Raw genomic sequence first — 22486 nt, forward strand, 5'->3', positions numbered from 1 at the left:
GGATGTCGGGTTCCACCATACTCCACGAGGACAACATGGGCGGCCTGCGGGCCGCCGCATCGACTGCGGGCGGCGCCGGCGTCGTCGCCTGGCTGGCCCGGCTGGTGCAGGCGACCGACCCTGGCGAAATCGCCCGCCTGGCGGTGACGCTGGCGCGCGCCCAGCCGGGCTGCGTCAGCGCACAGATCGCCTGGTCGCCGTTTGCCGCGGCCCCCGAGGAAGTCGCCGAAACCCCGATTTCGCCCGCCTTGGCGATGGTGCGCGGGCGTTTGGAGCGCACCGGGCTCCCGCATGTGGCGTTCGGAGATGCCCTGGCGGTACGCCTGCTGACGCGCGGGCGCGCCGCGTTGTTGCTGGAGCTGGCCAAGGGCAGCGGGCACGAGGCGGTGCTGGCGGGTTTGGCGCCCAGCTTGCCGCTCATCACGCAGAAGCTGGAGCAGGCGCTCAAGCTGCGCGAGCTGGAAGCTGCGCATCGGCAGTTGTCCCGTTCGGAAACCCTGCAGCGCGCCCTGTTCGCCATCGCGGATCTGGCCGGTTCGAACCTGGACATGGCCGAGGTGCTGCACCAGTTGCACGGCATCATCGACACCCTGATGTACGCGGAGAATTTTTTCATCGTGCGCTGCGATCCGCAGTTGCGCACGATGCGCTTCCTCTACTACGCCGATACGCAGGATACCGACGCGCCGACGCTGGATGCCGCCATGCCGCTGGACGACGAGCGCGGCACCTTGACCTGGCATCTGCTTACCAGCGGCCGGGCCTTGATGGGCAGCATGGACGCGATCAGGCAACAGCTTCGCGGCAACTGGACGCCGACCGGCCCGATGGCGGTGGACTGGCTGGGCGTGCCAATGCGGCGCGACGGCGAAGTGCACGGCGCGCTGGTGGTGCAGAGTTACCGCGACGACATGCACTTCGTCGAAGAGGATCGCGTGCTGCTGCAGTTCGTCGGCAGCCACGTGCTGACGGCGATCGAACGCAAGCAGAACATGGACGAACTGGAGCACCGCGTACGCTTGCGCACCAGCGAGCTGGCCGAGGCCAACTACGATCTGCAGCAGGAGGTGGTTGAGCGCGAGCGGGCCGAGCGCCTGCAGGCGGCCTTGTTCCATCTGGCCCAGCTCGCCACCGCCGACATCAGCGAGGACGAGTTCTACCGGCGCGTGCACGAGGTGGTGGGCGAGCTCATCAATGCGGAGAATTTCTTCATCGCGCTGCTGACGGCGGATCGCCGCCGGCTGCGGTTTCCCTATGCCGTGGACGACGACGAACACGGCCTGAGCGAACGCGAGCTGGCGCGCGGCTTGTCCGAGTACGTGCTGCGCAGCGGCCAGGCGTTCCTGGGCTTTCCCCAGGACGTGGCCGAGCTGGCGGCGCGCGGCGAAATCGACAAGGCGCCCATCGGCCGCCCGTCGCAATGCTGGCTGGGCGTGCCGCTGCGGGTGGCCGACGAAGTGATTGGCCTGGTGGCCGTGCAGAGCTACACGCCGGAAGTGCGCTACGACCAGGCCGACATGGAACTGCTCAGCTTCGCCGCCCTGCAGATCGCCAACAGCATCCATCGGCGGCGCGCGGCGGCATCGCTGCAGCAGGCCAACGCCGAACTGGAACAGCGCGTGGCCGAGCGCACGCGCGAGCTGCGGCAGGAGATCGCCGAGCGCGAGCGCATCCAGGAGCGCCTGCGTCACGACGTGAGCCACGACGCGCTCACCGGCTTGCCCAACCGCAGCTACCTGCGCGAACGACTCAACCGGCGCCTGGCTCAGCGGCGGCCGGGGGCGCGCTGCGCCCTGCTCTATCTCGACGTCGATCGGTTCAAGGTCATCAACGACAGCCTCGGTCATCTGGCCGGCGACGCCTTCCTGCAGGAGGTGGCTCGCCGCCTGCGCCAGGGCGTGCAGGCGCCGGACGTGGCGGCGCGCCTGTCCGGCGACGAGTTCGCCATCCTGCTCGACGAAGTCGGCGAACCAGGCAGGGCCGAGCAGGTGGCGCAGGCGGTGCTGCAGAGCTTGCACCAGCCGCTGTGGGTGGGCGGGCGCGAGTTGGAGCCATCGGCCAGCGTGGGCATTGCGCTGGAACAGGATCGCCATGAACGGGCCGACGCCTTGCTGCGCGATGCCGACATGGCCTTGTACCGGGCCAAGGAATTGGGGCGCGGCCGCTACATGCTGTTCGACGAGACGCTGGCGCAGAACGCGGTGGATCAGCTGGCGCTGGAGATCGAGCTGCGCCACGCCTTGCAGCATGACGAGTTCGAGCCCTACTACCAGCCCATCGTGCATCTCGGCAGCGGCCAGGTGGTGGGCCATGAGGCCTTGCTGCGCTGGAACCACCCCCGGCGCGGCCTGCTGTTGCCGACGGACTTCGTGCACATCGCGCAGGACAGCGGCCTGCTCGACGCCATCGACTGGAAACTCTACGTCAAGGTTTGCGCGCGCATGGCGCAGCCGGATACCGGCAACGGTTTCGTCACCATCAACGTGTCGCCACAGCACCTGCGGCACGCCGATTTCGAGCGACGCCTGCTGCAACTGGTGGAACGCAGCGGGCTGGCGCCGGAGCGCTTGCTGCTGGAGATCACCGAGGGTGCCCTGCTGGACGACCAGGCGCGCGTGCGCGGCATGTTCGAGCGCCTGCGCGCGGCCGGCATCCAGACCGCGCTGGACGACTTCGGTACTGGCTATTCCTCGCTGAGCTACCTGCACTCGCTGCCGCTGGGCAAGCTGAAGATCGACCACAGCTTCGTCAGCGGGCTCGACTTCGATGGCGGTTCCGGCGCCAATACCGTGGTGACGGCGATCCTGGCGCTGTCGTTCGCCCTGGGTATCGACGTGATCGCCGAAGGCATCGAAACGCAGGCCCAGCGGGACGTGTTGCACGCCATGGGCTGCGAATACGGCCAGGGTTTCCTGCTGGGGCGACCCGCACCGCAGCCGCTGCCGGCAGACGGTGCCTGAGACGCGCCGGCGTGGCGTCAGCGCGTGCCGCGCACCACGATGGTCTTGCCGGACACGCCGATCATGCCCTGCTCTTCGAGTTGCTTGAGCACGCGGCCGACCATCTCGCGCGAGCAGCCGACGATGCGGCTCACTTCCTGGCGCGAGATGCGGATCTGGGTGCCGTCGGGATGGGTCATCGCATCCGGCTCCTCGCACAGGTCGAGCAGGGTGCGCGAGATGCGGTTGGTGACGTCCATGAAGGCCATCCGGCTCACCTGGCGTGAGGTGCGTAGCAGGCGGTTGGTGAGCTGCGCGCCGATCGCGAACAGCAGCTTGGGGCATTCCTCGGCCAGCGGGCCGCGCATCAGCTGGAACAGCCGCTCGTAGCTGACCTCGGCCATCTCGCAGATGGTGCGCGTGCGCACCACGGACTCGCGCTGCGACTGCGCCACGAACAGGCCCATCTCGCCGATGAACTGGCCGCGGTTGATGTAGGCCAGGATCAATTCGCGGCCCTGTTCGTCCTCGGTGCACACCGAGAGCGAGCCGTCGATCACGTAGTACAGCGTGTTGGCGGGGTCGCCGGGGCGGATGATCGCGGTCTTGCTGGGGTAGCGGCGGCGGTGGCACTGGGCCAGGAAACGCTCCATCGAATCCGGGTCGGGGGCGAAGGCGAGTGGCGCCTGCGAGCGTTCGAAGGCTTGTTGAAGCTGGTATTTGAGTAGCGCCACGGCGGTCTTCCTCGGTACGTCGCTGCATGCGCCGCAAGCGGCGTATGTGATTGCGTTGGCGCGGTCAGCCCCTACCGGCCGCAGTGCGCATCATCGCTGATCCAGCGGCCGTGGCAAACCCGGTGACGGGCAGTGGTTCATTTTTCCATGGCTTTGCTGCATACTTCGCAGTCTTTCGCCGAGGGCATGCCTGCCCTTGGTTGCTGGCCGGATGACGGGTGACAAGGGTCCCCGCCGTCCGCAATCCCGCGGGGACCCTTGCTGCTAACCCGCCTCATCTGCTGGCCGCCATCGGCCATGGAGAGTCGTCGTGGTCAAGCCGCTTCCGCGCCTGCGCCTGCAGGGCTTCAACAACCTCACCAAGGCCCTGAGCTTCAATATCTACGACATCTGCTATGCAGTGTCGGAAGAGCAGCGCCAGCGCTACATCGAGTACATCGACGAGCAGTACGACGCCGACCGGCTCACCCAGATCCTCACCGACGTGGCCGAGATCATCGGCGCCAACATCCTGAATGTGGCCCGCCAGGACTACGACCCGCAGGGCGCCTCGGTGACCATCCTGATTTCCGAGGAGCCGATCGTCGAGAAGCTCGGCCGCGACACCATTTCCGGTGCCGTGGTCGCGCACATGGACAAGAGCCACATCACCGTCCACACCTACCCCGAGACGCACCCGCACAACGGCATCGCGACCTTCCGCGCCGACATCGACGTGGCCACCTGCGGGGTGATCTCGCCGCTGAAGGCGTTGAACTACCTGATCGACAGCTTCGAGTCGGACATCGTGGTGTGCGATTACCGCGTGCGCGGCTTCACCCGCGACGTGAAGGGCAAGAAGCACTTCATCGACCACAAGATCAATTCGGTGCAGGACTACCTGGCGCGCCACATCCGCCAGAAGTACGAGATGTTCGACGTCAACGTGTATCAGGAAAACATGTTCCACACGAAGATGCACATCAAGGATTTCGACCTCGACACCTACCTGTTCGAGGCCCACGCCGACGACCTCTCCTTCAAGGAGCGCCAGAAGATCGAGCTGCTGCTGCGCCGCGAGATCGAGGAGCTGTTCCACGGCCGCAATCTGATGTAGGCGGCTTGCACTCCTCTCCGCGCGGGAGAGGGGCTTTCAAACCCGATAAGCAACCGTCTTCATCGCCATCGAGCTGGCCCGCATCAGTTGCGGGATCGGAAACGGCAGGTCGATGCCGCCGCGCGCTTGCGCATCCTGCGCATGGCGCGCCTCGTCCACCTTCATCTGCACGAGCACGGCGCGCGAGCGCTCATCCTGCGCGGGCAGCGACTCCAGATGCTCGGCCAGGTGCGCCTCCACCTGACGCTCGGTCTCCACCACGAAGCCCAGGCTCACCGCGTCGCCGGCCAGTGCGGCCAGCGCGCCGATGGCGTAGCTGCCGGCATACCACAGCGGGTTCAGCACGCTGGGACGGCTGTCCAGTTCTGCGAGGCGCTGCCCGCACCAAGCCAGATGGTCGGTTTCCTCGGCGGCCGCGTGCAAGAGGTGCTCGCGGTTGGTCGTGTCGCGCGCCAGCGCGGCCTGGCCGTCGTACAAGGCCTGTGCGCAGACCTCGCCGGTGTGGTTCACGCGCATCAGGCCGGCGGCGTGACGGCGCGCGGCCTCGTCCAGTTCGGCATGCGGCGCATGGAGCGCGGGTGAGGGGCGGCTGGCCGGCGGCTGGCCGGCAACGGTTTCCAACGCGCGCTCGATGCCGCACAACAGGCGATCCAGCGGGCTCAAGACACGGGCGTTCATGGGGTTCTCCTGCGGTCGCGGTGTCACCGAGGTAGGGGCTATGCAAGCGACCGGCGACGCATGCTATCATTGCCAGCTCACAGGCCACCTGTCGGTGGACTTGCGCAGGCGATGACGGCTCCGCTATCATCTCGCGCCTTTGCTTCATCGATTAAGTGCAACCGCCCCCGTTGGGCGGCAGACAGGTATCCCGAAATGAAAACTTTCACCGCCAAGGCAGAAAGCGTCAAGCGCGACTGGTTCGTGGTCGATGCCACGGGCAAGACGCTCGGCCGCCTGTCGACCGAAATCGCGCGCCGCCTGCGTGGCAAGCACAAGCCGGAGTTCACCCCGCACTGCGACACCGGCGATTACATCGTCGTGGTCAACGCGCAGAAGGTGCACGTGACCGGCGCCAAGCTTGACGACAAGATGTACCACCGCGTCACCGGCTACGTCGGCAACCTGAAGACCACCAGTCTGAAGGACATGCTGGCTACGCACCCCGAGCGCGTGATCGAGATCGCCGTCAAGGGTATGCTGCCGAAGAATGCGTTGGGCCGCGATATGTACCGCAAGCTCAAGGTGTACGGCGGCGCCGAGCATCCGCACGCCGCGCAGCAGCCGCAGGCCCTCGAGGTTTAAGGAATCATCATGGCGATCCAACAGAATTACGGCACTGGCCGTCGCAAGACCTCCGCCGCCCGCGTGTTCCTGCGCAAGGGCACCGGCGCGATTGAAGTCAACGGCAAGAACCTCGACCAGTTCTTCGGTCGCGAGACCTCGTGCATGATCGTGCGCCAGCCGCTTGAGCTGACCCAGAACACCGACAAGTTCGACATCAAGGTTACCGTCGAAGGCGGCGGCATCACCGGTCAGGCTGGCGCGATCCGTCTCGGCATCGCACGCGCGCTGATCGAGTATGACGAAACCCTGAAGTCGCCGCTGCGCAAGGCCGGCTTCGTGACCCGCGACGCCCGCGAGGTCGAGCGCAAGAAGGTCGGCCTGCACAAGGCACGTCGCGCCACCCAGTTCTCGAAGCGCTAAACTCCGGTCTACAGCCCCGTCGCCAAGCGGTAAGGCACCTGACTCTGACTCAGGCATTCGGAGGTTCGAATCCTTCCGGGGCTGCCAAATACGCAAGAAACCCGCCGCAAGGCGGGTTTCTTGCGTCTGGTCGATCAGTCCGCACGCCTGGCGACAGTGATGCCGGGTTGCCTTGGTGCTACCCGGCGGGGCCGTCCTCATCCAACCCGTACAACTGCCCCGCGATGCGCAGCAACTCCGCATCGCCGGAAAGCGCCGCCTCACGCAGGTGTGCGCTGGGCTGGTGCAACAGCTTGTTGGTAAGGGTGTGGGCGAGGAAGGCCAGCGCCTCGTCGGCACTCTTGCCGTGGGCGAGCATGGCGCGCGCCTTGCCCAGTACCTCGTCGCGCTGGTGATCGGCCCGCTGGCGCAGCTCCTGCACCGGGTTGTGCAAGGTGAGCGCGTGGCGCCAGGCCATGTAGCGATCCACCTGCAGGTCGATGATGGCGTCGGCCTCGCGCGCGGCGGCAGCGCGCGAACGGCGGTTGTCGTCGATCACCTGTTGCAGGTCGTCGATGCCGTAGAGGTAGACGTCGGGCAGTTCGGCCACGCCGGGCTCGATGTCGCGTGGTACCGCGATGTCCACCATGAACATCGGCCGGCGCCGACGCGCGGCCAGTGCCTTTTCCACCATGGCGCGGGTGACGATGGGTGTGCGTGAGGCGGTGGAGGAGATCACCACGTCGGCCTCGGCCAGGTGTTGCGGCAGGTCGGCCAGCGCCACCGCGTAGCCGCCATAGCGGCTGGCGAGTTCCTGCGCGTTTTCCAGCGTGCGGTTGGCCACGATCAGGCGGCGCACGTGCTGCTCGGCGAGGTGGCGGGCGGCCAGTTCGATGGTGTCGCCAGCGCCGATCAAGAGCACGCAGGCTTCGCGCAGATCGGCGAACACCTGCTCGGCCAGGCGCACGGCGGTGAAGGCCACCGACACGGTGTGCGCGCCAATGCGGGTTTCCGTGCGTACCCGCTTGGCCACCGCGAAGGTGTGCTGCAGCAGGCGATCCAGCGGTGCCCTCAGCGTATGTGCCTCGCGTGCGAGCTGGTAGGCGTCCTTCACCTGGCCCAGGATCTGCGGCTCGCCCAGCACCATGGAGTCCAGTCCGGTGGCGACGCGGAACAGGTGGCGCGCGGCATCGCGCTCGTCGTGGCGGTAGAGGAACTCGTCCAGCTTGCCCGGGGTCACACGGTGGTGGCGGCTTAGCCAGTTCTGCGGCAAGTCTTCGGCGCCGGCCGCCACCCCCACGTACAACTCGGTGCGGTTGCAGGTGGACAGGATCAGCGCCTCTTCCACGCCCGGTTCGCACCCCAGCTCGTGCAGCGCGGCGGCCGCGGTCTCGGCATCGAAGGCCACCTGCTCGCGCAGGCCGACCGGGGCGGTGAGGTGATTGAGCCCGAGGGCGATCAACGGCATGAGGCGGATATCTGGCGGCGTAGGCTAAGCTTGTCGTCGAGTCGACGTGGATGCTCGCGCGATCGAGGCGTAACGGGCGAATGGACGAACAGACAGTGGTCAGTGTGCGAAGCGGGCTGTGCGGAATCAAGCTATTGCGGCATTTTACGGCAGCGGCGATGTTGGCGCTCGCTTTGCCGGCGTGCGCGCCGGTGCCGCACAAGCCGGCGCCAACCGGGCCGGTTCAGCCGCTGGCGCGGATGGTGGTGGCCACGCCCGATGCCGGGCATGACCTGCTGGGGCAGCTCCTGGCCGGTGAAATGGCGTTGGGGCGGAGCGACCTGAAAGCCGCTGCGCAGTATTACGGCACGGCGGCGCAACTGGGCCATGACCCCAAGGTGGCCGAACGCGCCGCCATGCTGGCCATTGCGGTGCATGACGACGCGGCCGCCGCGCGCGCGCTGGATCGCTGGCAGGCACTGGGCGCCGACGCGACGGCGATGGCGCGGACGCGGGCGCAATTGGCGCTCAATCGCGGCGACACGCCGGAGGCGCAGCGTCAACTGCAGCGACTTACCGACAGCCACGCCCCGAACGCCTGGCGCGAATTCGGGCAGGTGCTGGTGGGCGCGCGTGACCCGGCGCAGGCTGGGCAACTGCTGGTGGCGCTGGCCACGCCGGCGCGCCTGCCCGCCGATCCGCAGGCCTGGCTCGCGATGAGCGAGCTGGGCGAGCGGCTGGGCCGCCACGCCTATGCCCGGCAACTGGCCGACGCGGCGATGGCGCGCTTCCCGCGCGAGCCGCAGGTTTACGCATGGGCGGCGCAGATGCGCGCCCACGGCGGCGACACCAAGGGCGCGCGCGAGCTGTTGCAGCAGGCGGTTGCCCGCTCGCCCAAGGATGCGCGCCTGCGCCTGGCCTACGCCAGCGTGCTCAGCGCGGTGGGCGACGACGCGGCCGCCGCGAAACTGCTGGCGCATGGCCCGCAGGACGTCGACACCTATCGGCTGCGCGCCGCGCTGGCCGTGCACAGCCACGACGACAAGGCGCTGGCCGCGTTGTATCGGCAAGTGCGGCAAGCCGCCCCCGCGTTGCGCGAAAAGAGCGCCTACCTGCTCGGCCAGCTCGCCGAGATGCAGCATCGCGACGCCGAGGCGCTGTCCTGGTATGGCCAGGTGGACGACGCCGATCCACATGCCTTCGATGCCGACTTGCGCAGCGCCGTGCTGCTGCAGGCGCAGGGCAAGAGCGCGGCGGCGCACGAATTGCTCGGCGAACTGCAACTGGATTACCTCGATCAGCCCGCGCAGTTGCGCCAGGCCTGGCAGCTCGACGCCGAGCTGTACATGCGCGACGGCAGCTACGTGCCGGCGATTGCCGCCTACTCGCACGCCCTGCAGGTGGTACCCAACGATGCCGGCCTGCTCTACGGACGCGGCATGGCCTACGCCGCGGCCGGCCAGGTCGACCTCGCGGTGAAGGATTTCCGCAGCCTGCTGCAGCAAAAACCGGATGATGTCGACGCCGCCAACGCACTGGGTTTCACCCTGGCCGATGCCAACCGGGATCTTGCCGAGGCCGCGGCGTTGATCGCCAAGGCGCGCTCGGCGCGACCAGACGACCCCTCCATCGCCGATTCCTGGGGTTGGGTGCAATACCGGCTGGGCCATCTGGATGAAGCGGCGCAGGTCTTGCACGCTGCCTGGCAAGCCAGCCAGATGCCCGACATCGGCGTGCACCTGGGCGAGGTGCTCTGGCAACAGGGCGACCGCGCGGGCGCGCAGCGCGTATTCGATGCCGTGCGCAAGCTCGATCCACGCAACGCCAGCCTGCAAGACACCCTGAAGCGCCTGCAACCATGAGATTCCCGCATCGTTTCCCCGCGGCGGTGCTGCCGCTGCTGCTCGCCGCCTGCACCCCGGCGCTGGTGCGCCACCACGGCGACGCTGGCCAGTTGGGCGCCCAACTCGCGCGCGAGCACGCGCTGGCGCACGCCGACACGTGGACGCTGGAAGGGCGCCTCGGTGTTTCCGACGGCCACGATGGCGGCAGCGGCGGCTTTACCTGGACGCAGGATGGCGACAACTACCGCTTCGTGTTCCGCGCTCCCATCACCGGGCGCAGCTTCGAACTGAGCGGCGGCAACGATGGCGCGTTGCTGGAAGGGCTGGACGGCGGCCCGCTACAGGGCGCGGACGCCGAAACGCTGATGCGCCGCGCGCTGGGCTGGGAGGTGCCGTTGCACGACCTGCGCGCCTGGGTGCTGGGCCTGCGCGCCGACAGCGGCCCGGCCGAGCTGAGCTTCGGCGACAACCAGTTGCCCTCGCAGTTGCGCCAGGATGGCTGGACGGTGGAGTACCGCGCCTGGGACGTCACGCGCCAGCCGCCGCTGCCCACCACCATCTTCGCCGCGCAGCCGCCGTACAAGGTAAGACTGTCGGTGGAGAGTTGGACGATTCACTAGTCCGCGCGCCCGCGCGGCACCTCCGGTTTCCCGCATGACCTGCACCATTGCCCCCGCCCACCCTGCCCAGCTCGATGCCCTGCTCGACATCGAGCGGGCGGCGCAGCAGCTGTTTCGCGGCCATCCGGCCTGGGCGGCCTATGCCGCCTCGCCGATGGATCCACGGTCGCTGGCGCCGGCCATTGCCGCTGGACGCGTATGGGTGGCGCTGGATGCGAACGGCCAGGCCGTGGGCTTTGTGGGCGTGGAGGTGGCGGACGGCGAGGTTGGCATCGCCGAGATCGACGTGCTGCCCAGCCACGGTCGACGCGGCATCGGCGCGGCGCTGCTGGAGCACGCCTGCGCCTGGGCCGCCGAATCGGGCTATCCCTCGGTGGTATTGGGCACGCTCACGGACGTGCCGTGGAACGCGCCGTTCTACGCCCGTCACGGCTTTGCCGTCATCCCGCCCCGGCAGTACACCCCGGCGCTGGCTGCACACCATGCGCACGACCGCGAACGCGGCTTTCCCATGCATCTGCGCGTGTACATGCGCCGCCGGTTACAGCTATCGCCCGCAGGCTGGACGCGCTGGCCGGCGCCGGCCAAGCTGAATCTGTTCCTGCGCATCACCGGTCGCCGGAGCGACGGCTACCACGAGTTGCAGACTGTGTTCCGCCTGCTGGCCTGGGGTGATGAGCTGCGCCTGCGCGTGCGCGAGGACGGCGCAATTCAACGCGTCATCGAGGTTCCCGGCGTACCGGCCGACAGCGATCTGGCGGTACGCGCCGCCCGCCTGCTGCAGGCGCACACGGGCGGCGTGGCCGGTGCCGACATCGCGGTGGAAAAGCGCATCCCGATGGGCGGCGGCCTGGGCGGCGGCAGCTCGGATGCCGCCACTGTGCTGGTGGCGCTGAACCAGTTGTGGGGCTGCCGTCTAGACGAGGACGCGCTGGCCGAGCTGGGTCGGCAACTGGGGGCCGACGTGCCGGTTTTCGTGCGTGGTCGCAGCGCCTGGGCCGAAGGCGTGGGCGAGCGGCTCACCCCGCTGACCCTGCCGAGACGGCATTACGTGGTGCTCGATCCGCGCGCGCACGTGCCTACCTCGGCGCTGTTCCAAGCGCCTGAATTGACACGCAATGCGCCGCAGGCGACAATTTCATCCTTTGTTTCGGGCGAAACGACGGAAAATGCCTTCGCACCGGTGGTGCGGGGGCGTCATCCCGAGGTGGCAGCGGCGTTGGATTGGTTGGGCTGTCATGGGGCGGCGCGGCTTTCCGGCAGTGGTGGTTGCGTGTTTCTTGAGACCGTGACGCGGGAACAGGCCGAAGCCATCGCGGCGTTGTGCCCCGATGAGTTCGGCGTCCACGTGGCAAGCGGCGTCAACCGTTCGCCGTTGCTGGCTGCATGGGATCGGCATCGCGCGGCCTCCGCCGGAGCGAAAAATTCTTGACCCGGCGCCGCGCTTGAAGCGGCGTTTGCTCGCTGGAAGGGTTCGGTCAGGACGGCCGGTGGAGCTTCCGCCACATGGACGCGGTGCTAGTGGACGATGCCTCCGGCCGGATGCCGGTGGCATTTCCGCCACCAGGACGTGGCGGAGGAAACAATTCATGGGGCGTCGCCAAGTCCGGTCAAGGCACGGGATTTTGATTCCCGCATTCGCAGGTTCGAATCCTGCCGCCCCAGCCATCCGGTAGTCGTAACAGGTTCTTCGAGGAATGCACGCGTGGACAGGTCCAGCCCGATGATGCTGTTTGCCGGCAAGGCGCACCCGCAACTTGCCGAGGAAGTCGCCCATCGGCTGGGCGTGCCGCTGGGCAAGGCGCTGGTCAGCACCTTCAGCGACGGCGAAGTGCAGATCGAGATCGAAGAGAACGTGCGCCGCCAGGAAGTGTTCGTGTTGCAGCCCACCGGCGCACCGAGTGCGAAGAACCTGATCGAGCTGCTGGCGCTGGCCGATGCGCTCAAGCGAGCATCCGCCGCCAGCGTCACCGCCGTGATTCCGTACTTCGGCTACGCCCGGCAGGATCGCCGTCCGCGTTCCACCCGCGTGCCGATTACCGCCAAGCTGGTGGCCAAGCTCATCAGCACCGCCGGCTTCGACCGCGTGCTCACCGTCGACCTGCACGCCGAGCAGATCCAAGGCTTCTTCGACATCCCGGTGGACAACGTCTACGCCTCGCCGGTGCTGCTCGCCGACATCTGGCGCCACTACAGCATGGACGACATGATCGTGGTGAGCCCGGACGTGGGCGGCGTGGTGCGCGCCCGCGCGCTGGCCAAGCGGCTGGACGACGCCGACCTCGCCATCATCGACAAGCGCCGCCCCAAGGCGAACGTGGCCACGGTCATGAACATCATCGGCGACGTGGCCGGCAAGACCTGCGTGATGGTGGACGACATCGTCGACACCGCCGGCACGCTGTGCGCCGCCGCCGCCGCGCTGAAGGAGCGCGGCGCGAAGAAGGTGGTGGCCTACTGCGTGCATCCGGTGCTCTCCGGCGCCGCCATGCGCAACCTGGAAAACTCGCAGCTCGATCGGCTGGTGGTCACCAACACCTTGCCGCTCAGCCCCGAGGCGCAGGCCAACCCCAAGATCCGCGTGCTGTCGGTGGCCGAGCTGCTCGCCGAAACCATGCGCCGCGTCGCCCAGGGCGAATCGGTGAGTTCGCTGTATGTGGATTGATTAACCGGGACTCGGGACTCGGGACTCGGGACTCGGAAGAGCAGCCAAGCGAAAGCTTTTGCCTCTCCGAGTCCCGAGTCCCGAGTCCCGAGTCCCGATCCAGACTCCCTTGGTCGCGGGGGAGTCACCAAGCCACCGCAAGGTGGCCAACTTCGAGGTACTACCAACATGGCACAGATTCACGAAATCAAGGCCGAAAGCCGCAAGGACGAGGGTAAGGGTGCGAGCCGCCGCCTGCGTCGTGCGAGCTTCGTTCCGGCCGTCATCTATGGTGCGGGCCAGCCCGCGCAGAGCATCCAGATCGAGCACAACACCATCCTGCTCGCCGCCAAGCACGAGTGGTTCTTCTCCTCCGTGCTCGACCTCAGCGTCGACGGCAAGGTGCAGAAGGTGCTGGTGCGCGACTGGCAGAAGCACCCGTACAAGCAGCAGATGATGCACATGGATTTCCTGCGCGTCGACGAGAACGCCAAGCTGCGCGCGCACGTGCCGCTGCACTTCCTCAACAAGGAAAAGTCCGCCGCCGCCAAGACCTCGGGCGTGCTGATCTCGCACAACCTGACCGAAGTGGAAGTGAGCTGCTTGCCGAAGGATCTGCCCGAGCACATCGAGCTGGATCTGGCCGCACTGAAGCCCGGCGACATCATCCACCTCTCCCAGCTCACCCTGCCCAAGGGCGTGGAGCTGGTGGCGCTGCACCTGGGCGAGTCGCACGACGCCGCCGTAGTCACCGCCAACACGGTGAAGGAAGAGGCCGAGGAAGCGCCGGTCGCCGAGGCCGCTGCTCCGGCCGACGCCAAGGCTGCCGCCAAGCCGGCGGCGCCGGCCAAGGACGCCAAGAAGTAAGCTGCTGCGGCCCGCGCTTGGTGCGCGGGCCGCACGCTTGCTGGCCGTCATGGCGGGTTTGCAGCTCATCGTCGGACTGGGCAACCCCGGTGCCGAATACCTCCGAACCCGGCACAACGCCGGGTTCTGGTTTGTGGACGCCCTCGCGGCAGGGCAGGGTGAGCGCTGGAGTTTCGACGGCAAGTTGCACGGCGAAAGCTGCAAGCTGCGCATCGCCGGCCAGCCCGTGTGGCTGCTCAAGCCCGCCACCTTCATGAACAAGAGCGGCATCGCGTTGGCCTCCGCGCTGCGCTATTACAAGATCGAGCCGGACGAGTGCCTGATCGCGCACGACGATCTGGATTTGCCCGCCGGCGCCGCGCGCCTCAAGTTCGACGGCGGTCACGGCGGCCAGAACGGACTGCGCGATATCGTCGCCCACCTGGGCCACGGCAAGTTCCACCGCCTGCGCCTTGGCATCGGCCATCCCGGCCACAAGGACAAGGTCACCGGCTGGGTGCTGGGCCGCCCTTCGGCGCAAGATGAAGACGCCATCACCGACGGCATCGCCCGCGCGCTTGACGTGCTGCCGCTGGCGGTGCAAGGCCAGTTCGACAAGGCGATGCAGCGGTTACACACAAGCCGGGACTCGGGACTCGGGACTCGGGACTCGTAAGAGCATCGAGGCGCAAGCCCCACGTGTTTCGTCATTTACCCTGTCTTTGGAATCATTCCATGTTGCCCAGTTGCGCTTTCCCGAGTCCCGAGTCCCGAGTCCCGAGTCCCGTGGAGCATCGTCATGGGCATTAAATGCGGCATCGTCGGCCTGCCCAACGTCGGCAAGTCCACCCTGTTCAACGCGCTCACCAAGGCGGGCATCGCGGCGGCGAATTTCCCGTTCTGCACCATCGAGCCGAACGTGGGCGTGGTGCCGGTGCCGGATGTGCGTCTGAATGCGCTGTCGGCCATCGTGAACCCGCAGAAGATCGTGCCTACGGCGGTGGAGTTCGTCGATATCGCCGGCCTGGTGGCTGGCGCGTCCAAGGGTGAAGGCCTGGGCAACAAATTCCTCGCGCATATCCGCGAGGTGGACGCCATCGCGCACGTGGTGCGTTGTTTCGAAGGCGACGTGATCCACGTGGCCGGCAAGGTCGATCCCATCGCCGATATCGAAACCATCGACACCGAGCTGGCGCTGGCGGACCTCGACTCGGTGGAAAAGGCATTGAACCGCGCCGAGCGCGCGGCCAAGGCCAATGACAAGGAGGCGATGGCGAAGAAGCCGGTGCTGCAAAAGCTCGCGACGGCGTTGAACGATGGCAAGTCCGCGCGCAGCGTGAAGCTGGATGACGAGGAAAAGGCGCTGGTGCGCGACCTGTTCCTGCTCACGCTCAAGCCGCTCATGTACATTGCCAACGTGCTGGAAGACGGCTTCCACGACAACCCGCACCTCGACGCCGTGCGCGCCCGCGCCGCCGAGGAGGGCGCCGAGGTGGTGCCGGTGTGCGCCGCCATCGAAGAGGAAATGGCGCAGCTCGATGACGCCGACCGCGATGAGTTCCTGAAGGATCTCGGTCTGGACGAGCCCGGCCTCAATCGCGTGATCCGCGCCGGCTACAAGCTGCTCGACCTGCAAACCTACTTCACCGCCGGCGTGAAGGAAGTGCGCGCCTGGACGATCAAGCGCGGCTACACCGCGCCGCAGGCCGCCGGCGTGATCCACACCGATTTCGAACGTGGCTTCATCCGCGCCGAAACCGTCGGCTACGACGACTTCATCCATTACAAGGGCGAGAAGGGCGCCGCCGATGCGGGCCGCCTGCGCAAGGAAGGCAAGGACTACGTGGTCAAGGACGGCGACGTGCTGCACTTTCTGTTCAACGTCTAAACGCCGTCGCGCCGCTCGCGAACAATGCATCGTGAAGCGGCTGGAGCGCCGCCCAGCGCGCGGCAAGCGGGCATAATGTCGGCCTTCCCGCCGCCGCGACCGGAGTCCACATGCCAGGCCAGCAGCACGAAGTGACTTTCCGCTTTCTCGCCCAGCCTACCGACGTCAACTTCGGTGGCAAGGTGCACGGCGGCATGGCGATGAAATGGATCGACCAGGCCGGTTATGCGTGTGCGGTGGCGTGGAGCGGGGCGTATTGCGTCACCGTGTCGGTGAGCGGCATCCAGTTCGTGGCGCCGATCCTGATCGGCGACCTGGTGGCGGTACGCGCGCGCCTCATCCACACCGGCACCACCAGCATGCACCTGGCGGTGGACGTGATGGCCAGCGACCTGCGCCATGGTGCGGAACGGCTGGCCACCAGCTGCGTGATGGTGTTCGTGGCGTTGGATGCACCCGACGGCAAACCCACACCTGTGCCGCCCTGGCAGCCGCGCAACGAGGCCGAGCGCCAGCTGCAGGCGCAGGCTCGCAAGCTATTGGAACTGTCGCGCGGCATGGAGCAGTTGGCTGTGGATGCGCAGACACCCACCGCCTGAGGGTGGAGGGGAAACGGCGGTTCCGGGCGGCGATTTCGGCCTTCAGGTGTTGACAGCGCGCGGCGCTATCCACACAATACGCGTTCTTTGTTGGAGGGATACCCAAGCGGCCAACGGGGGCAGACTGTAAATCTGCTGGCTTACGCCTTCGGTGGTTCGAATCCACCTCCCTCCACCAAGTTCAAGGCTGCGAAACGTTTCATGGAGGTGGATTGGAACCACCGAAATGAAGCAACGGTTCGGCCGATTCGCCGGGAGCGAGTCGGAACGCGACGCGAAGGCGGCGCGGCCCCGGAGGGGCGGAGGGCAGGATGCCCGCAGTAATCCAGTTCCTCCACCAGTTGGTTCCACGCAAGTTTGCGGCTGGCTGTCGATCGAGGTTGATAGATGGCGGGCGGCGCGCCGGGCGGGAGTAGTTCAACGGTAGAACCTCAGCCTTCCAAGCTGATGGTGCGGGTTCGATTCCCGTCTCCCGCTCCATTGAACGTTCTCGCGCGCGAACATCGACTCCCGGCAGGAGGCTGGTGACTTGCGGCCAAGGAGCACGGCTGAAACAATTGCAGGGCCGGGCAGGGTTGCCGGGCCAACCGAAACGGTCACGGAAGATCCGAAAATTTTGCTCATGTAGCTCAGTCGGTAGAGCACTTCCTTGGTAAGGAAGAGGTCGCTGGTTCGATTCCAGTCATGAGCACCATTCTTTCCATGCAGCAATCGTCCGTGCCGGGCGGTTGCTTTTCACTCTGATATCACCGGGATTCAAGCGTATGGCAAAGGGCAAGTTCGAGCGCACCAAGCCCCACGTGAACGTGGGCACGATCGGTCACGTGGACCACGGCAAGACGACGCTGACGGCGGCGCTGACGAAGGTTGGCGCGGAGCGTTTCGGTGGCGAGTTCAAGGCCTATGACGCGATCGACGCGGCGCCGGAAGAAAAGGCGCGCGGCATCACGATCTCGACGGCGCACGTGGAATACGAGTCGCCGCTGCGCCACTACGCGCACGTGGACTGCCCGGGCCATGCCGACTACGTGAAGAACATGATCACGGGTGCGGCGCAGATGGACGGCGCGATCCTGGTGTGCTCGGCCGCGGACGGCCCGATGCCGCAGACGCGCGAACACATCCTGCTGTCGCGCCAGGTGGGCGTGCCGTACATCGTGGTCTACCTGAACAAGGCGGACATGGTGGACGACGCCGAGCTGCTCGAGTTGGTCGAGATGGAAGTGCGCGAGCTGCTGTCGAAGTACGACTTCCCGGGCGACGACACGCCGATGATCCACGGTTCGGCCAAGCTGGCGCTGGAAGGCGACCAGAGCGAGATCGGCGTGCCGTCGATCATCAAGCTGGTCGATGCGCTGGACAGCTACATTCCGGAGCCGGTGCGTGCGCTGGATCGACCGTTCCTGATGCCGGTGGAAGACGTGTTCTCGATCTCCGGCCGTGGCACGGTGGTGACCGGACGCGTGGAGCGCGGCATCGTCAAGGTCGGTGAGGAAATCGAGGTCGTGGGCATTCGTCCGACCCAGAAGACCACGGTGACCGGCGTGGAAATGTTCCGCAAGCTGCTGGACCAGGGCCAGGCGGGCGACAACGTGGGCCTGTTGCTGCGCGGTCTGAAGCGCGACGACGTGGAGCGCGGTCAGGTGCTGGCGAAGCCGGGCACGATCACGCCGCACACGGACTTCGAGGCCGAGGTGTACGTGTTGTCGAAGGAAGAGGGCGGTCGTCACACGCCGTTCTTCAAGGGTTACCGCCCGCAGTTCTACTTCCGTACCACCGACGTGACCGGCGCGGTGCAGCTGCCGGAAGGCGTGGAAATGGTGATGCCTGGCGACAACGTGAAGATGGTGGTGAGCCTGATTCACCCGATCGCGATGGACGAAGGCCTGCGCTTCGCCATCCGCGAAGGCGGCCGCACCGTCGGCGCCGGCGTGGTGGCCAAGGTCATCAAGTAGTTAGAATGCAGGGAATAGGGATAAGGGAACAGGAAATCGGAAAGACTCGCGGTTCGCGCTTTCCGGCTTCTTTCATCCCTGATGCTCTATTCCCTTTTTTCATTTTTTACGCCAGTAGCTCAATTGGCAGAGCAGCGGTCTCCAAAACCGCAGGTTGGGGGTTCGAGTCCCTCCTGGCGTGCCAAACATCCGAGGGTCGATGACGGGTGGTAGCGTAACCGGACGCGTTCTTCCGGTTCCGGCCCCCGCGAGCTACGCATGAATACCAAGGCAGAACAGCCCAAGGGCACGAGCGTCGTCGATATCGGCAAACTGGTGCTGGCCGCCGTGATCCTGGTGGCTGGCATCGTGGCGTATTCGTGGTTCAGCAACGATACCCGCGTGCCACCGGTGGCACGCTTGTTGGGTGTGCTGGCGGCGTTGGTGATTTCGCTGTCGATTGCCGCTTTCACCGGGCTGGGGCGCCGTGTGCGGCACTTCATGGCCGAGTCGCAGTTCGAAATGCGCAAGGTGGTCTGGCCGACGCGCGACGAGACGATCAAAACCACGGGTGTCATCATCCTGGTGGTCATCATCCTGTCGCTGCTGCTGGGGCTGATCGATCTGATCCTCAAGTCGGTCATCCTCGACTGGCTGCTCAAGCTGTAAGGGTAGAAAGCCATGAGCAAGCGTTGGTATGTGGTGCACGCCTATTCGGGCTTCGAGAATCAGGTGAAGCGGGCACTGGTCGAGCGTATCGCGCGCGCCGGCATGGAAGAAAGATTCGGCGAAGTGCTGGTACCCACCGAAGAAGTGATCGAGATGCGCGGCGGCCAGAAGCGCCGCAGCGATCGCAAGTTCTTCCCCGGCTACGTGCTGGTGCAGATCGAGACCAATACCGAGGGCAAGGTGCCGCGCATCGACGATGAGTGTTGGCATCTCATCAAGGAAACCCCCAAGGTGATGGGTTTCATCGGCGGTACCGCCGACAAGCCGCTGCCGATCAAGGACAGCGAGGCCGAGACCATCCTGAGCCGGGTGCGCGAGGGCGTCGAAAAGCCCCGCCCCAAGGTGCTGTTCGAGCCGGGCGAGATGGTGCGTGTCACCGAAGGCCCGTTCAACGACTTCAATGGCGTGGTCGAGGAAGTCAACTACGAGAAGAGTCGTTTGCGCGTGGCGGTGCTGATCTTCGGTCGCTCCACCCCGGTCGAGCTGGAGTTTGGCCAGGTCGAGAAGGCCTGATCTGGCTGTGGCGCGCGTGCGAGGCGGCATTGCCCGCGCGCCGGCCTTGAGATGGGGCTTGCGTAAAGATTGATTCAAGGCGCCTTGGCCTGCCGTTGGCGCCAGCTTGTCCCTTCGTCCACCCCTGGTTCTTCCCGGAAGAGTAGAGGGTGATTCGGCACAGGGCTTGCTAGCGGGCTGCTCAATCCCTATACTGCACGGTTCCCGCCGGGGTCTTTCGATCCGGCGTGTCCGTGTTTCAGGAATCCACAGGGTTGCGGGTTCCCCTCCCAATCAAGGATGTTGCACAGCGAGGAGCCGCCAGGCGCCTGAACTCGCGAGGAAAATTCCATGGCAAAGAAAGTTGTCGGTTACATCAAGCTGCAGGTCAAGGCCGGTCAGGCCAACCCCAGCCCGCCGGTCGGCCCGGCGCTGGGTCAGCGCGGCCTGAACATCATGGAGTTCTGCAAGGCGTTCAACGCCGCCACGCAGAAGCTGGAGCCGGGTCTGCCGATTCCGGTCATCATCACGGCCTACTCCGACCGCAGCTTCACCTTCATCACCAAGACCCCGCCGGCCACCATCCTCATCAAGAAGGCCACCGGTGTCGCCAAGGGCTCGTCCAAGCCGAACACCGACAAGGTCGGCAAGATCACCCGCAAGCAGCTGGAGGACGTCGCCAAGCTGAAGGAGCCGGATCTGACGGCTGCCGATCTGGACGCTGCGGTGCGCACCATTGCCGGTAGCGCGCGCAGCATGGGCTTGGTGGTGGAGGGTTAAGACATGGCAAAGATCACCAAGCGTATGAAGGCCGCCCAGGCCGCGGTGCAGCCCGGCAAGGTCTACGGTCTCGACGAGGCCCTGAAGATCGTCAAGGACAACGCCAAGGCGAAATTCGCCGAATCCGTCGACGTGGCCGTGCGCCTCGGCATCGACGCCAAGAAGTCCGACCAGGGCGTGCGCGGCTCCTCGCTGCTGCCGCACGGCACAGGCAAGACCATCAAGGTCGCCGTGTTCTGCCCGCCGGGCGAGAAGGCCGAGGCCGCCAAGGCCGCCGGTGCCGACGCCGTGGGCATGGACGACCTGGCCGAGCGCATGCAGGCCGGCGAGCTCGATTTCGGTCGCGTCATCGCCACGCCGGACGCGATGCGCGTGGTCGGCAAGCTGGGCCAGCTGCTGGGCCCGCGCGGCCTGATGCCGAACCCGAAGGATGGCTCGGTCGCCGCCGACGTGGTTTCCGCGGTGAAGAACGCCAAGGCGGGCCAGGTGAAGTTCCGCAACGACAAGGCGGGCATCATCCACGCCACCATCGGCAAGGCCACCTTCGAGGCCGCGCAGCTCGCCGACAACCTCAATGCGCTGGTCAACGACCTGCTGAAGGCCAAGCCGGCCACGGCCAAGGGGCAGTACCTGCAGAAGGTCGCCCTCTCCAGCACGATGGGTGTGGGCGTGGTGGTGGATACCGCCTCGCTGAGCATCGCGACCAAGTAAGACCGTTTTTCCCCGTGCGGCCACCGCCGCGCGGGACGTTTTTGAGGGCAGCCCCGGTTCGCCGGGGTGGCCGTCAAAGACCGCAGGCGCGGGTGGCAAGCCGCGACGACGGGCAGGAGGCTCGCTCTGGCAGGGAATCGCCGTCGCCGCAAGCTCGCCCGCTTAATCGACTCCGCTGGGGTCGGCCTGCGCAGATGGTGCTGCCCGTACTGGATCGTTCGATACGTCCGGAAAGGCCACCACCCGGGATGCTTCGCGTCCCCGACGTCACGGATGGCGTCGCCCAGGACCGCAAGCGGCAGGAGCCGTGAGCGGAGTTCATTTGGAGGAGTGCAATGGCTCTCAATCTGACCCAGAAGCAAGAAGTCGTCGCCGAACTGGCAGAAGTCGCCGCGAAGGCTCACTCCCTGGTCGCTGCCGAGTACGCGGGCACCACGGTCGCTCAGATGACCGCGATGCGCAAGAAGGCCCGTGAGACCGGTGTGTTCTTGAAGGTTGTCAAGAACACGCTGGCGTCGCGCGCTGTGGCGGGTACCGAGTTCGAGGTCGTCAAGGACGTCCTGACCGGTCCGCTCTTGTACGCGTTCTCGACCGAGGAGCCCGGCGCCGCCGGTCGCCTGATCAAGGAGTTCGCCAAGACCAACGACAAGCTCAAGGCGAAAGTCGTCTCGGTGGAAGGCAAGCTGCTGCCCGCAGCTCACGTCGACGTGCTGGCCTCGCTGCCGACCCGCGACGAAGCGCTGGCCATGCTGGCCCGCGTGCTGGCCGAACCGGCTGCGATGTTCGCTCGTGCCATCAAGGCCGTGGCCGACCAGCAGGGTGGCGGCGAAGTCGCTGCCGAAGCCCCGGCTGCTGCCTGATTCCGACGACGTATCCGTACGAAATCCCTTTCCAGAGGTAATACACAATGTCCCTGACCAACGAACAGATCGTTGACGCCGTCGCCGCAAAGTCGCTGATGGAAGTGATGGAGCTGGTGAAGGCCATCGAAGAGAAGTTTGGCGTCTCCGCCGCCGCCCCGGTGGCCGCGGCTGCCGCCGGCGCTGCCGCCCCGGCCGCCGAAGAGCAGACCGAGTTCGACGTGATCCTGAAGAGCGCCGGCGACAAGAAGGTCGACGTCATCAAGGCCGTCCGCGCCATCACCGGCCTGGGCCTGAAGGAAGCCAAGGATCTCACCGAGGCTGGTGGCGTCCTGAAGGAAGCCGTGTCGAAGGAAGATGCTGCCAAGTTCAAGAAGGATCTGGAAGCTGTCGGCGCCACGGTCGAACTGAAGTAATCGGCGCCTTGCGCGCCGGCAGTCCGACCCAGCGCAAGCCCAAGCCTGGGAGCGAAAGCTCCCGGGCTTTGGCCGCTTAAGGGCCAGGATGGCCCGTCGTTGGGCAGGCGCCCTGGCGCCTGCCCAACGGAGCCCGCCTTTGGCGGGTGAGTCTGAAATGGGCAGGAGCCCATTTCAGACACATAAGGCACGGAAGCTTTTGCTCTGAGGCATGGCGGCTGCGG

Annotated in this window: 22 protein-coding genes and 6 tRNA genes; 25 read left to right on the forward strand and 3 right to left on the reverse strand. The window is 66.4% G+C overall.

The genetic code is table 11. The annotated features are described in order from the left end of the window. The first annotated feature begins 2 nt into the window (after positions 1-2). Positions 3-2960 carry an EAL domain-containing protein gene (locus AC3WQA_RS12050; protein ID WP_492675291.1) on the forward strand — a complete coding sequence of 986 codons (2958 nt, stop codon included), beginning with the start codon at positions 3-5 and terminating at the stop codon, positions 2958-2960. A gap of 17 nt (positions 2961-2977) precedes the next feature. Here AC3WQA_RS12050 and crp read toward each other — a convergent pair whose 3' ends face one another. Next, entirely contained in the window at positions 2978-3673 is a 696-nt protein-coding gene (gene crp, locus AC3WQA_RS12055) for a cAMP-activated global transcriptional regulator CRP (protein WP_492675292.1), read from the reverse strand. A 310-nt stretch (positions 3674-3983) separates the two neighbouring features. On the opposite strand from crp, the gene speD reads away from it, so the two are divergent. Then, the gene (gene speD / locus AC3WQA_RS12060) at positions 3984-4769 is read left to right on the forward strand and encodes an adenosylmethionine decarboxylase (protein WP_492675293.1); all 786 of its coding nucleotides are present in this window, start codon (positions 3984-3986) and stop codon (positions 4767-4769) included. A gap of 36 nt (positions 4770-4805) precedes the next feature. On the opposite strand, the gene coq7 is transcribed toward speD, so the two are convergent. Further along, on the reverse strand, positions 4806-5447 hold the full coding sequence (coq7, locus tag AC3WQA_RS12065) for a 2-polyprenyl-3-methyl-6-methoxy-1,4-benzoquinone monooxygenase (protein WP_492675294.1): 642 nt from the start codon (positions 5445-5447) through the stop codon (positions 4806-4808). Positions 5448-5642: 195 nt separating this feature from the next. Here coq7 and rplM point away from each other — a divergent pair, with 195 nt between their 5' ends. From rplM to AC3WQA_RS12080, 3 genes are all read left to right on the forward strand, one after another. Further along, a complete protein-coding gene (gene rplM / locus AC3WQA_RS12070) occupies positions 5643-6071 on the forward strand; it encodes a 50S ribosomal protein L13 (protein ID WP_492675295.1) in 429 nt (142 codons plus the stop codon). 9 nt (positions 6072-6080) lie between these two features. Then, positions 6081-6473: a 30S ribosomal protein S9 gene (gene rpsI / locus AC3WQA_RS12075; protein WP_492675296.1), complete on the forward strand. Its 393-nt coding sequence runs from the start codon at positions 6081-6083 to the stop codon at positions 6471-6473. 12 nt (positions 6474-6485) lie between these two features. Continuing rightward, a tRNA-Gln gene (locus tag AC3WQA_RS12080) sits at positions 6486-6560 on the forward strand. Positions 6561-6651: 91 nt separating this feature from the next. On the opposite strand, the gene hemA is transcribed toward AC3WQA_RS12080, so the two are convergent. Continuing rightward, positions 6652-7920: a glutamyl-tRNA reductase gene (gene hemA, locus AC3WQA_RS12085; protein ID WP_492675297.1), complete on the reverse strand. Its 1269-nt coding sequence runs from the start codon at positions 7918-7920 to the stop codon at positions 6652-6654. A gap of 158 nt (positions 7921-8078) precedes the next feature. On the opposite strand from hemA, the gene AC3WQA_RS12090 reads away from it, so the two are divergent. From AC3WQA_RS12090 to rplL, 20 genes are all read left to right on the forward strand, one after another. Then, the gene (locus AC3WQA_RS12090; protein WP_492675298.1) at positions 8079-9761 is read left to right on the forward strand and encodes a tetratricopeptide repeat protein; all 1683 of its coding nucleotides are present in this window, start codon (positions 8079-8081) and stop codon (positions 9759-9761) included. After that, positions 9758-10363 (forward strand): lipoprotein insertase outer membrane protein LolB, encoded by a 606-nt coding sequence (lolB, locus tag AC3WQA_RS12095; protein ID WP_492675299.1) that lies wholly within the window; start codon positions 9758-9760, stop codon positions 10361-10363. Before AC3WQA_RS12090 ends, lolB begins: the two co-directional genes overlap by 4 nt. Positions 10364-10397: 34 nt before the next feature. After that, positions 10398-11795: a 4-(cytidine 5'-diphospho)-2-C-methyl-D-erythritol kinase gene (gene ispE, locus AC3WQA_RS12100; RefSeq protein WP_492675300.1), complete on the forward strand. Its 1398-nt coding sequence runs from the start codon at positions 10398-10400 to the stop codon at positions 11793-11795. Positions 11796-11953: 158 nt separating this feature from the next. Continuing rightward, positions 11954-12031: transfer RNA gene (locus tag AC3WQA_RS12105), tRNA-Gln, on the forward strand. A 58-nt stretch (positions 12032-12089) separates the two neighbouring features. Further along, entirely contained in the window at positions 12090-13028 is a 939-nt protein-coding gene (locus tag AC3WQA_RS12110) for a ribose-phosphate diphosphokinase (RefSeq protein ID WP_492676355.1), read from the forward strand. A gap of 168 nt (positions 13029-13196) precedes the next feature. Next, a complete protein-coding gene (locus tag AC3WQA_RS12115; RefSeq protein WP_492675301.1) occupies positions 13197-13874 on the forward strand; it encodes a 50S ribosomal protein L25/general stress protein Ctc in 678 nt (225 codons plus the stop codon). Between the two features lie 49 nt (positions 13875-13923). Then, entirely contained in the window at positions 13924-14529 is a 606-nt protein-coding gene (gene pth / locus AC3WQA_RS12120; protein ID WP_492675302.1) for an aminoacyl-tRNA hydrolase, read from the forward strand. Between the two features lie 123 nt (positions 14530-14652). After that, entirely contained in the window at positions 14653-15741 is a 1089-nt protein-coding gene (ychF, locus tag AC3WQA_RS12125; protein ID WP_492675303.1) for a redox-regulated ATPase YchF, read from the forward strand. 110 nt (positions 15742-15851) lie between these two features. Beyond that, a complete protein-coding gene (locus tag AC3WQA_RS12130) occupies positions 15852-16340 on the forward strand; it encodes an acyl-CoA thioesterase (RefSeq protein WP_492675304.1) in 489 nt (162 codons plus the stop codon). Between the two features lie 92 nt (positions 16341-16432). Next, a tRNA-Tyr gene (locus tag AC3WQA_RS12135) sits at positions 16433-16518 on the forward strand. A 228-nt stretch (positions 16519-16746) separates the two neighbouring features. Then, positions 16747-16820, forward strand: a tRNA-Gly gene (locus AC3WQA_RS12140). A gap of 138 nt (positions 16821-16958) precedes the next feature. Continuing rightward, a tRNA-Thr gene (locus AC3WQA_RS12145) sits at positions 16959-17034 on the forward strand. Positions 17035-17104: 70 nt separating this feature from the next. Next, positions 17105-18295 (forward strand): elongation factor Tu, encoded by a 1191-nt coding sequence (gene tuf / locus AC3WQA_RS12150; RefSeq protein ID WP_492675305.1) that lies wholly within the window; start codon positions 17105-17107, stop codon positions 18293-18295. 108 nt (positions 18296-18403) lie between these two features. Further along, positions 18404-18479 (forward strand) — tRNA-Trp (locus tag AC3WQA_RS12155). Between the two features lie 74 nt (positions 18480-18553). Continuing rightward, positions 18554-18943 (forward strand): preprotein translocase subunit SecE, encoded by a 390-nt coding sequence (gene secE, locus AC3WQA_RS12160; protein WP_492675306.1) that lies wholly within the window; start codon positions 18554-18556, stop codon positions 18941-18943. 12 nt (positions 18944-18955) lie between these two features. After that, a complete protein-coding gene (gene nusG, locus AC3WQA_RS12165) occupies positions 18956-19516 on the forward strand; it encodes a transcription termination/antitermination protein NusG (protein WP_492675307.1) in 561 nt (186 codons plus the stop codon). A 330-nt stretch (positions 19517-19846) separates the two neighbouring features. Beyond that, entirely contained in the window at positions 19847-20275 is a 429-nt protein-coding gene (gene rplK, locus AC3WQA_RS12170) for a 50S ribosomal protein L11 (protein WP_492675308.1), read from the forward strand. Positions 20276-20278: 3 nt separating this feature from the next. Continuing rightward, positions 20279-20986, forward strand: a complete 708-nt coding sequence (gene rplA, locus AC3WQA_RS12175; RefSeq protein WP_492675309.1) for a 50S ribosomal protein L1 — start codon at positions 20279-20281, stop codon at positions 20984-20986. A gap of 335 nt (positions 20987-21321) precedes the next feature. After that, positions 21322-21846: a 50S ribosomal protein L10 gene (rplJ, locus tag AC3WQA_RS12180; protein WP_492675310.1), complete on the forward strand. Its 525-nt coding sequence runs from the start codon at positions 21322-21324 to the stop codon at positions 21844-21846. 47 nt (positions 21847-21893) lie between these two features. Continuing rightward, positions 21894-22262: a 50S ribosomal protein L7/L12 gene (gene rplL, locus AC3WQA_RS12185; protein WP_492675311.1), complete on the forward strand. Its 369-nt coding sequence runs from the start codon at positions 21894-21896 to the stop codon at positions 22260-22262. Positions 22263-22486 lie beyond the last annotated feature (224 nt).

The organism is Rhodanobacter sp. FW106-PBR-R2A-2-24 (assembly GCF_058789615.1).

Bases quoted from the DNA above. Each gene is read 5' to 3' on its own strand.
- AC3WQA_RS12090 (WP_492675298.1), top strand. From the start codon at position 8,079: ATGTTGGCGCTCGCTTTGCCGGCGTGCGCGCCGGTGCCGCACAAGCCG.
- pth (WP_492675302.1), top strand. From the start codon at position 13,924: ATGGCGGGTTTGCAGCTCATCGTCGGACTGGGCAACCCCGGTGCCGAA.
- ispE (WP_492675300.1), top strand. From the start codon at position 10,398: ATGACCTGCACCATTGCCCCCGCCCACCCTGCCCAGCTCGATGCCCTG.
- ychF (WP_492675303.1), top strand. From the start codon at position 14,653: ATGGGCATTAAATGCGGCATCGTCGGCCTGCCCAACGTCGGCAAGTCC.
- secE (WP_492675306.1), top strand. From the start codon at position 18,554: ATGAATACCAAGGCAGAACAGCCCAAGGGCACGAGCGTCGTCGATATC.
- coq7 (WP_492675294.1), bottom strand. From the start codon at position 5,447: ATGAACGCCCGTGTCTTGAGCCCGCTGGATCGCCTGTTGTGCGGCATC.
- AC3WQA_RS12110 (WP_492676355.1), top strand. From the start codon at position 12,090: ATGCTGTTTGCCGGCAAGGCGCACCCGCAACTTGCCGAGGAAGTCGCC.
- tuf (WP_492675305.1), top strand. From the start codon at position 17,105: ATGGCAAAGGGCAAGTTCGAGCGCACCAAGCCCCACGTGAACGTGGGC.
- nusG (WP_492675307.1), top strand. From the start codon at position 18,956: ATGAGCAAGCGTTGGTATGTGGTGCACGCCTATTCGGGCTTCGAGAAT.
- rplL (WP_492675311.1), top strand. From the start codon at position 21,894: ATGTCCCTGACCAACGAACAGATCGTTGACGCCGTCGCCGCAAAGTCG.
- AC3WQA_RS12050 (WP_492675291.1), top strand. From the start codon at position 3: ATGTCGGGTTCCACCATACTCCACGAGGACAACATGGGCGGCCTGCGG.
- hemA (WP_492675297.1), bottom strand. From the start codon at position 7,920: ATGCCGTTGATCGCCCTCGGGCTCAATCACCTCACCGCCCCGGTCGGC.
- rplJ (WP_492675310.1), top strand. From the start codon at position 21,322: ATGGCTCTCAATCTGACCCAGAAGCAAGAAGTCGTCGCCGAACTGGCA.
- rplM (WP_492675295.1), top strand. From the start codon at position 5,643: ATGAAAACTTTCACCGCCAAGGCAGAAAGCGTCAAGCGCGACTGGTTC.
- rpsI (WP_492675296.1), top strand. From the start codon at position 6,081: ATGGCGATCCAACAGAATTACGGCACTGGCCGTCGCAAGACCTCCGCC.
- AC3WQA_RS12130 (WP_492675304.1), top strand. From the start codon at position 15,852: ATGCCAGGCCAGCAGCACGAAGTGACTTTCCGCTTTCTCGCCCAGCCT.
- AC3WQA_RS12115 (WP_492675301.1), top strand. From the start codon at position 13,197: ATGGCACAGATTCACGAAATCAAGGCCGAAAGCCGCAAGGACGAGGGT.
- rplA (WP_492675309.1), top strand. From the start codon at position 20,279: ATGGCAAAGATCACCAAGCGTATGAAGGCCGCCCAGGCCGCGGTGCAG.
- rplK (WP_492675308.1), top strand. From the start codon at position 19,847: ATGGCAAAGAAAGTTGTCGGTTACATCAAGCTGCAGGTCAAGGCCGGT.
- lolB (WP_492675299.1), top strand. From the start codon at position 9,758: ATGAGATTCCCGCATCGTTTCCCCGCGGCGGTGCTGCCGCTGCTGCTC.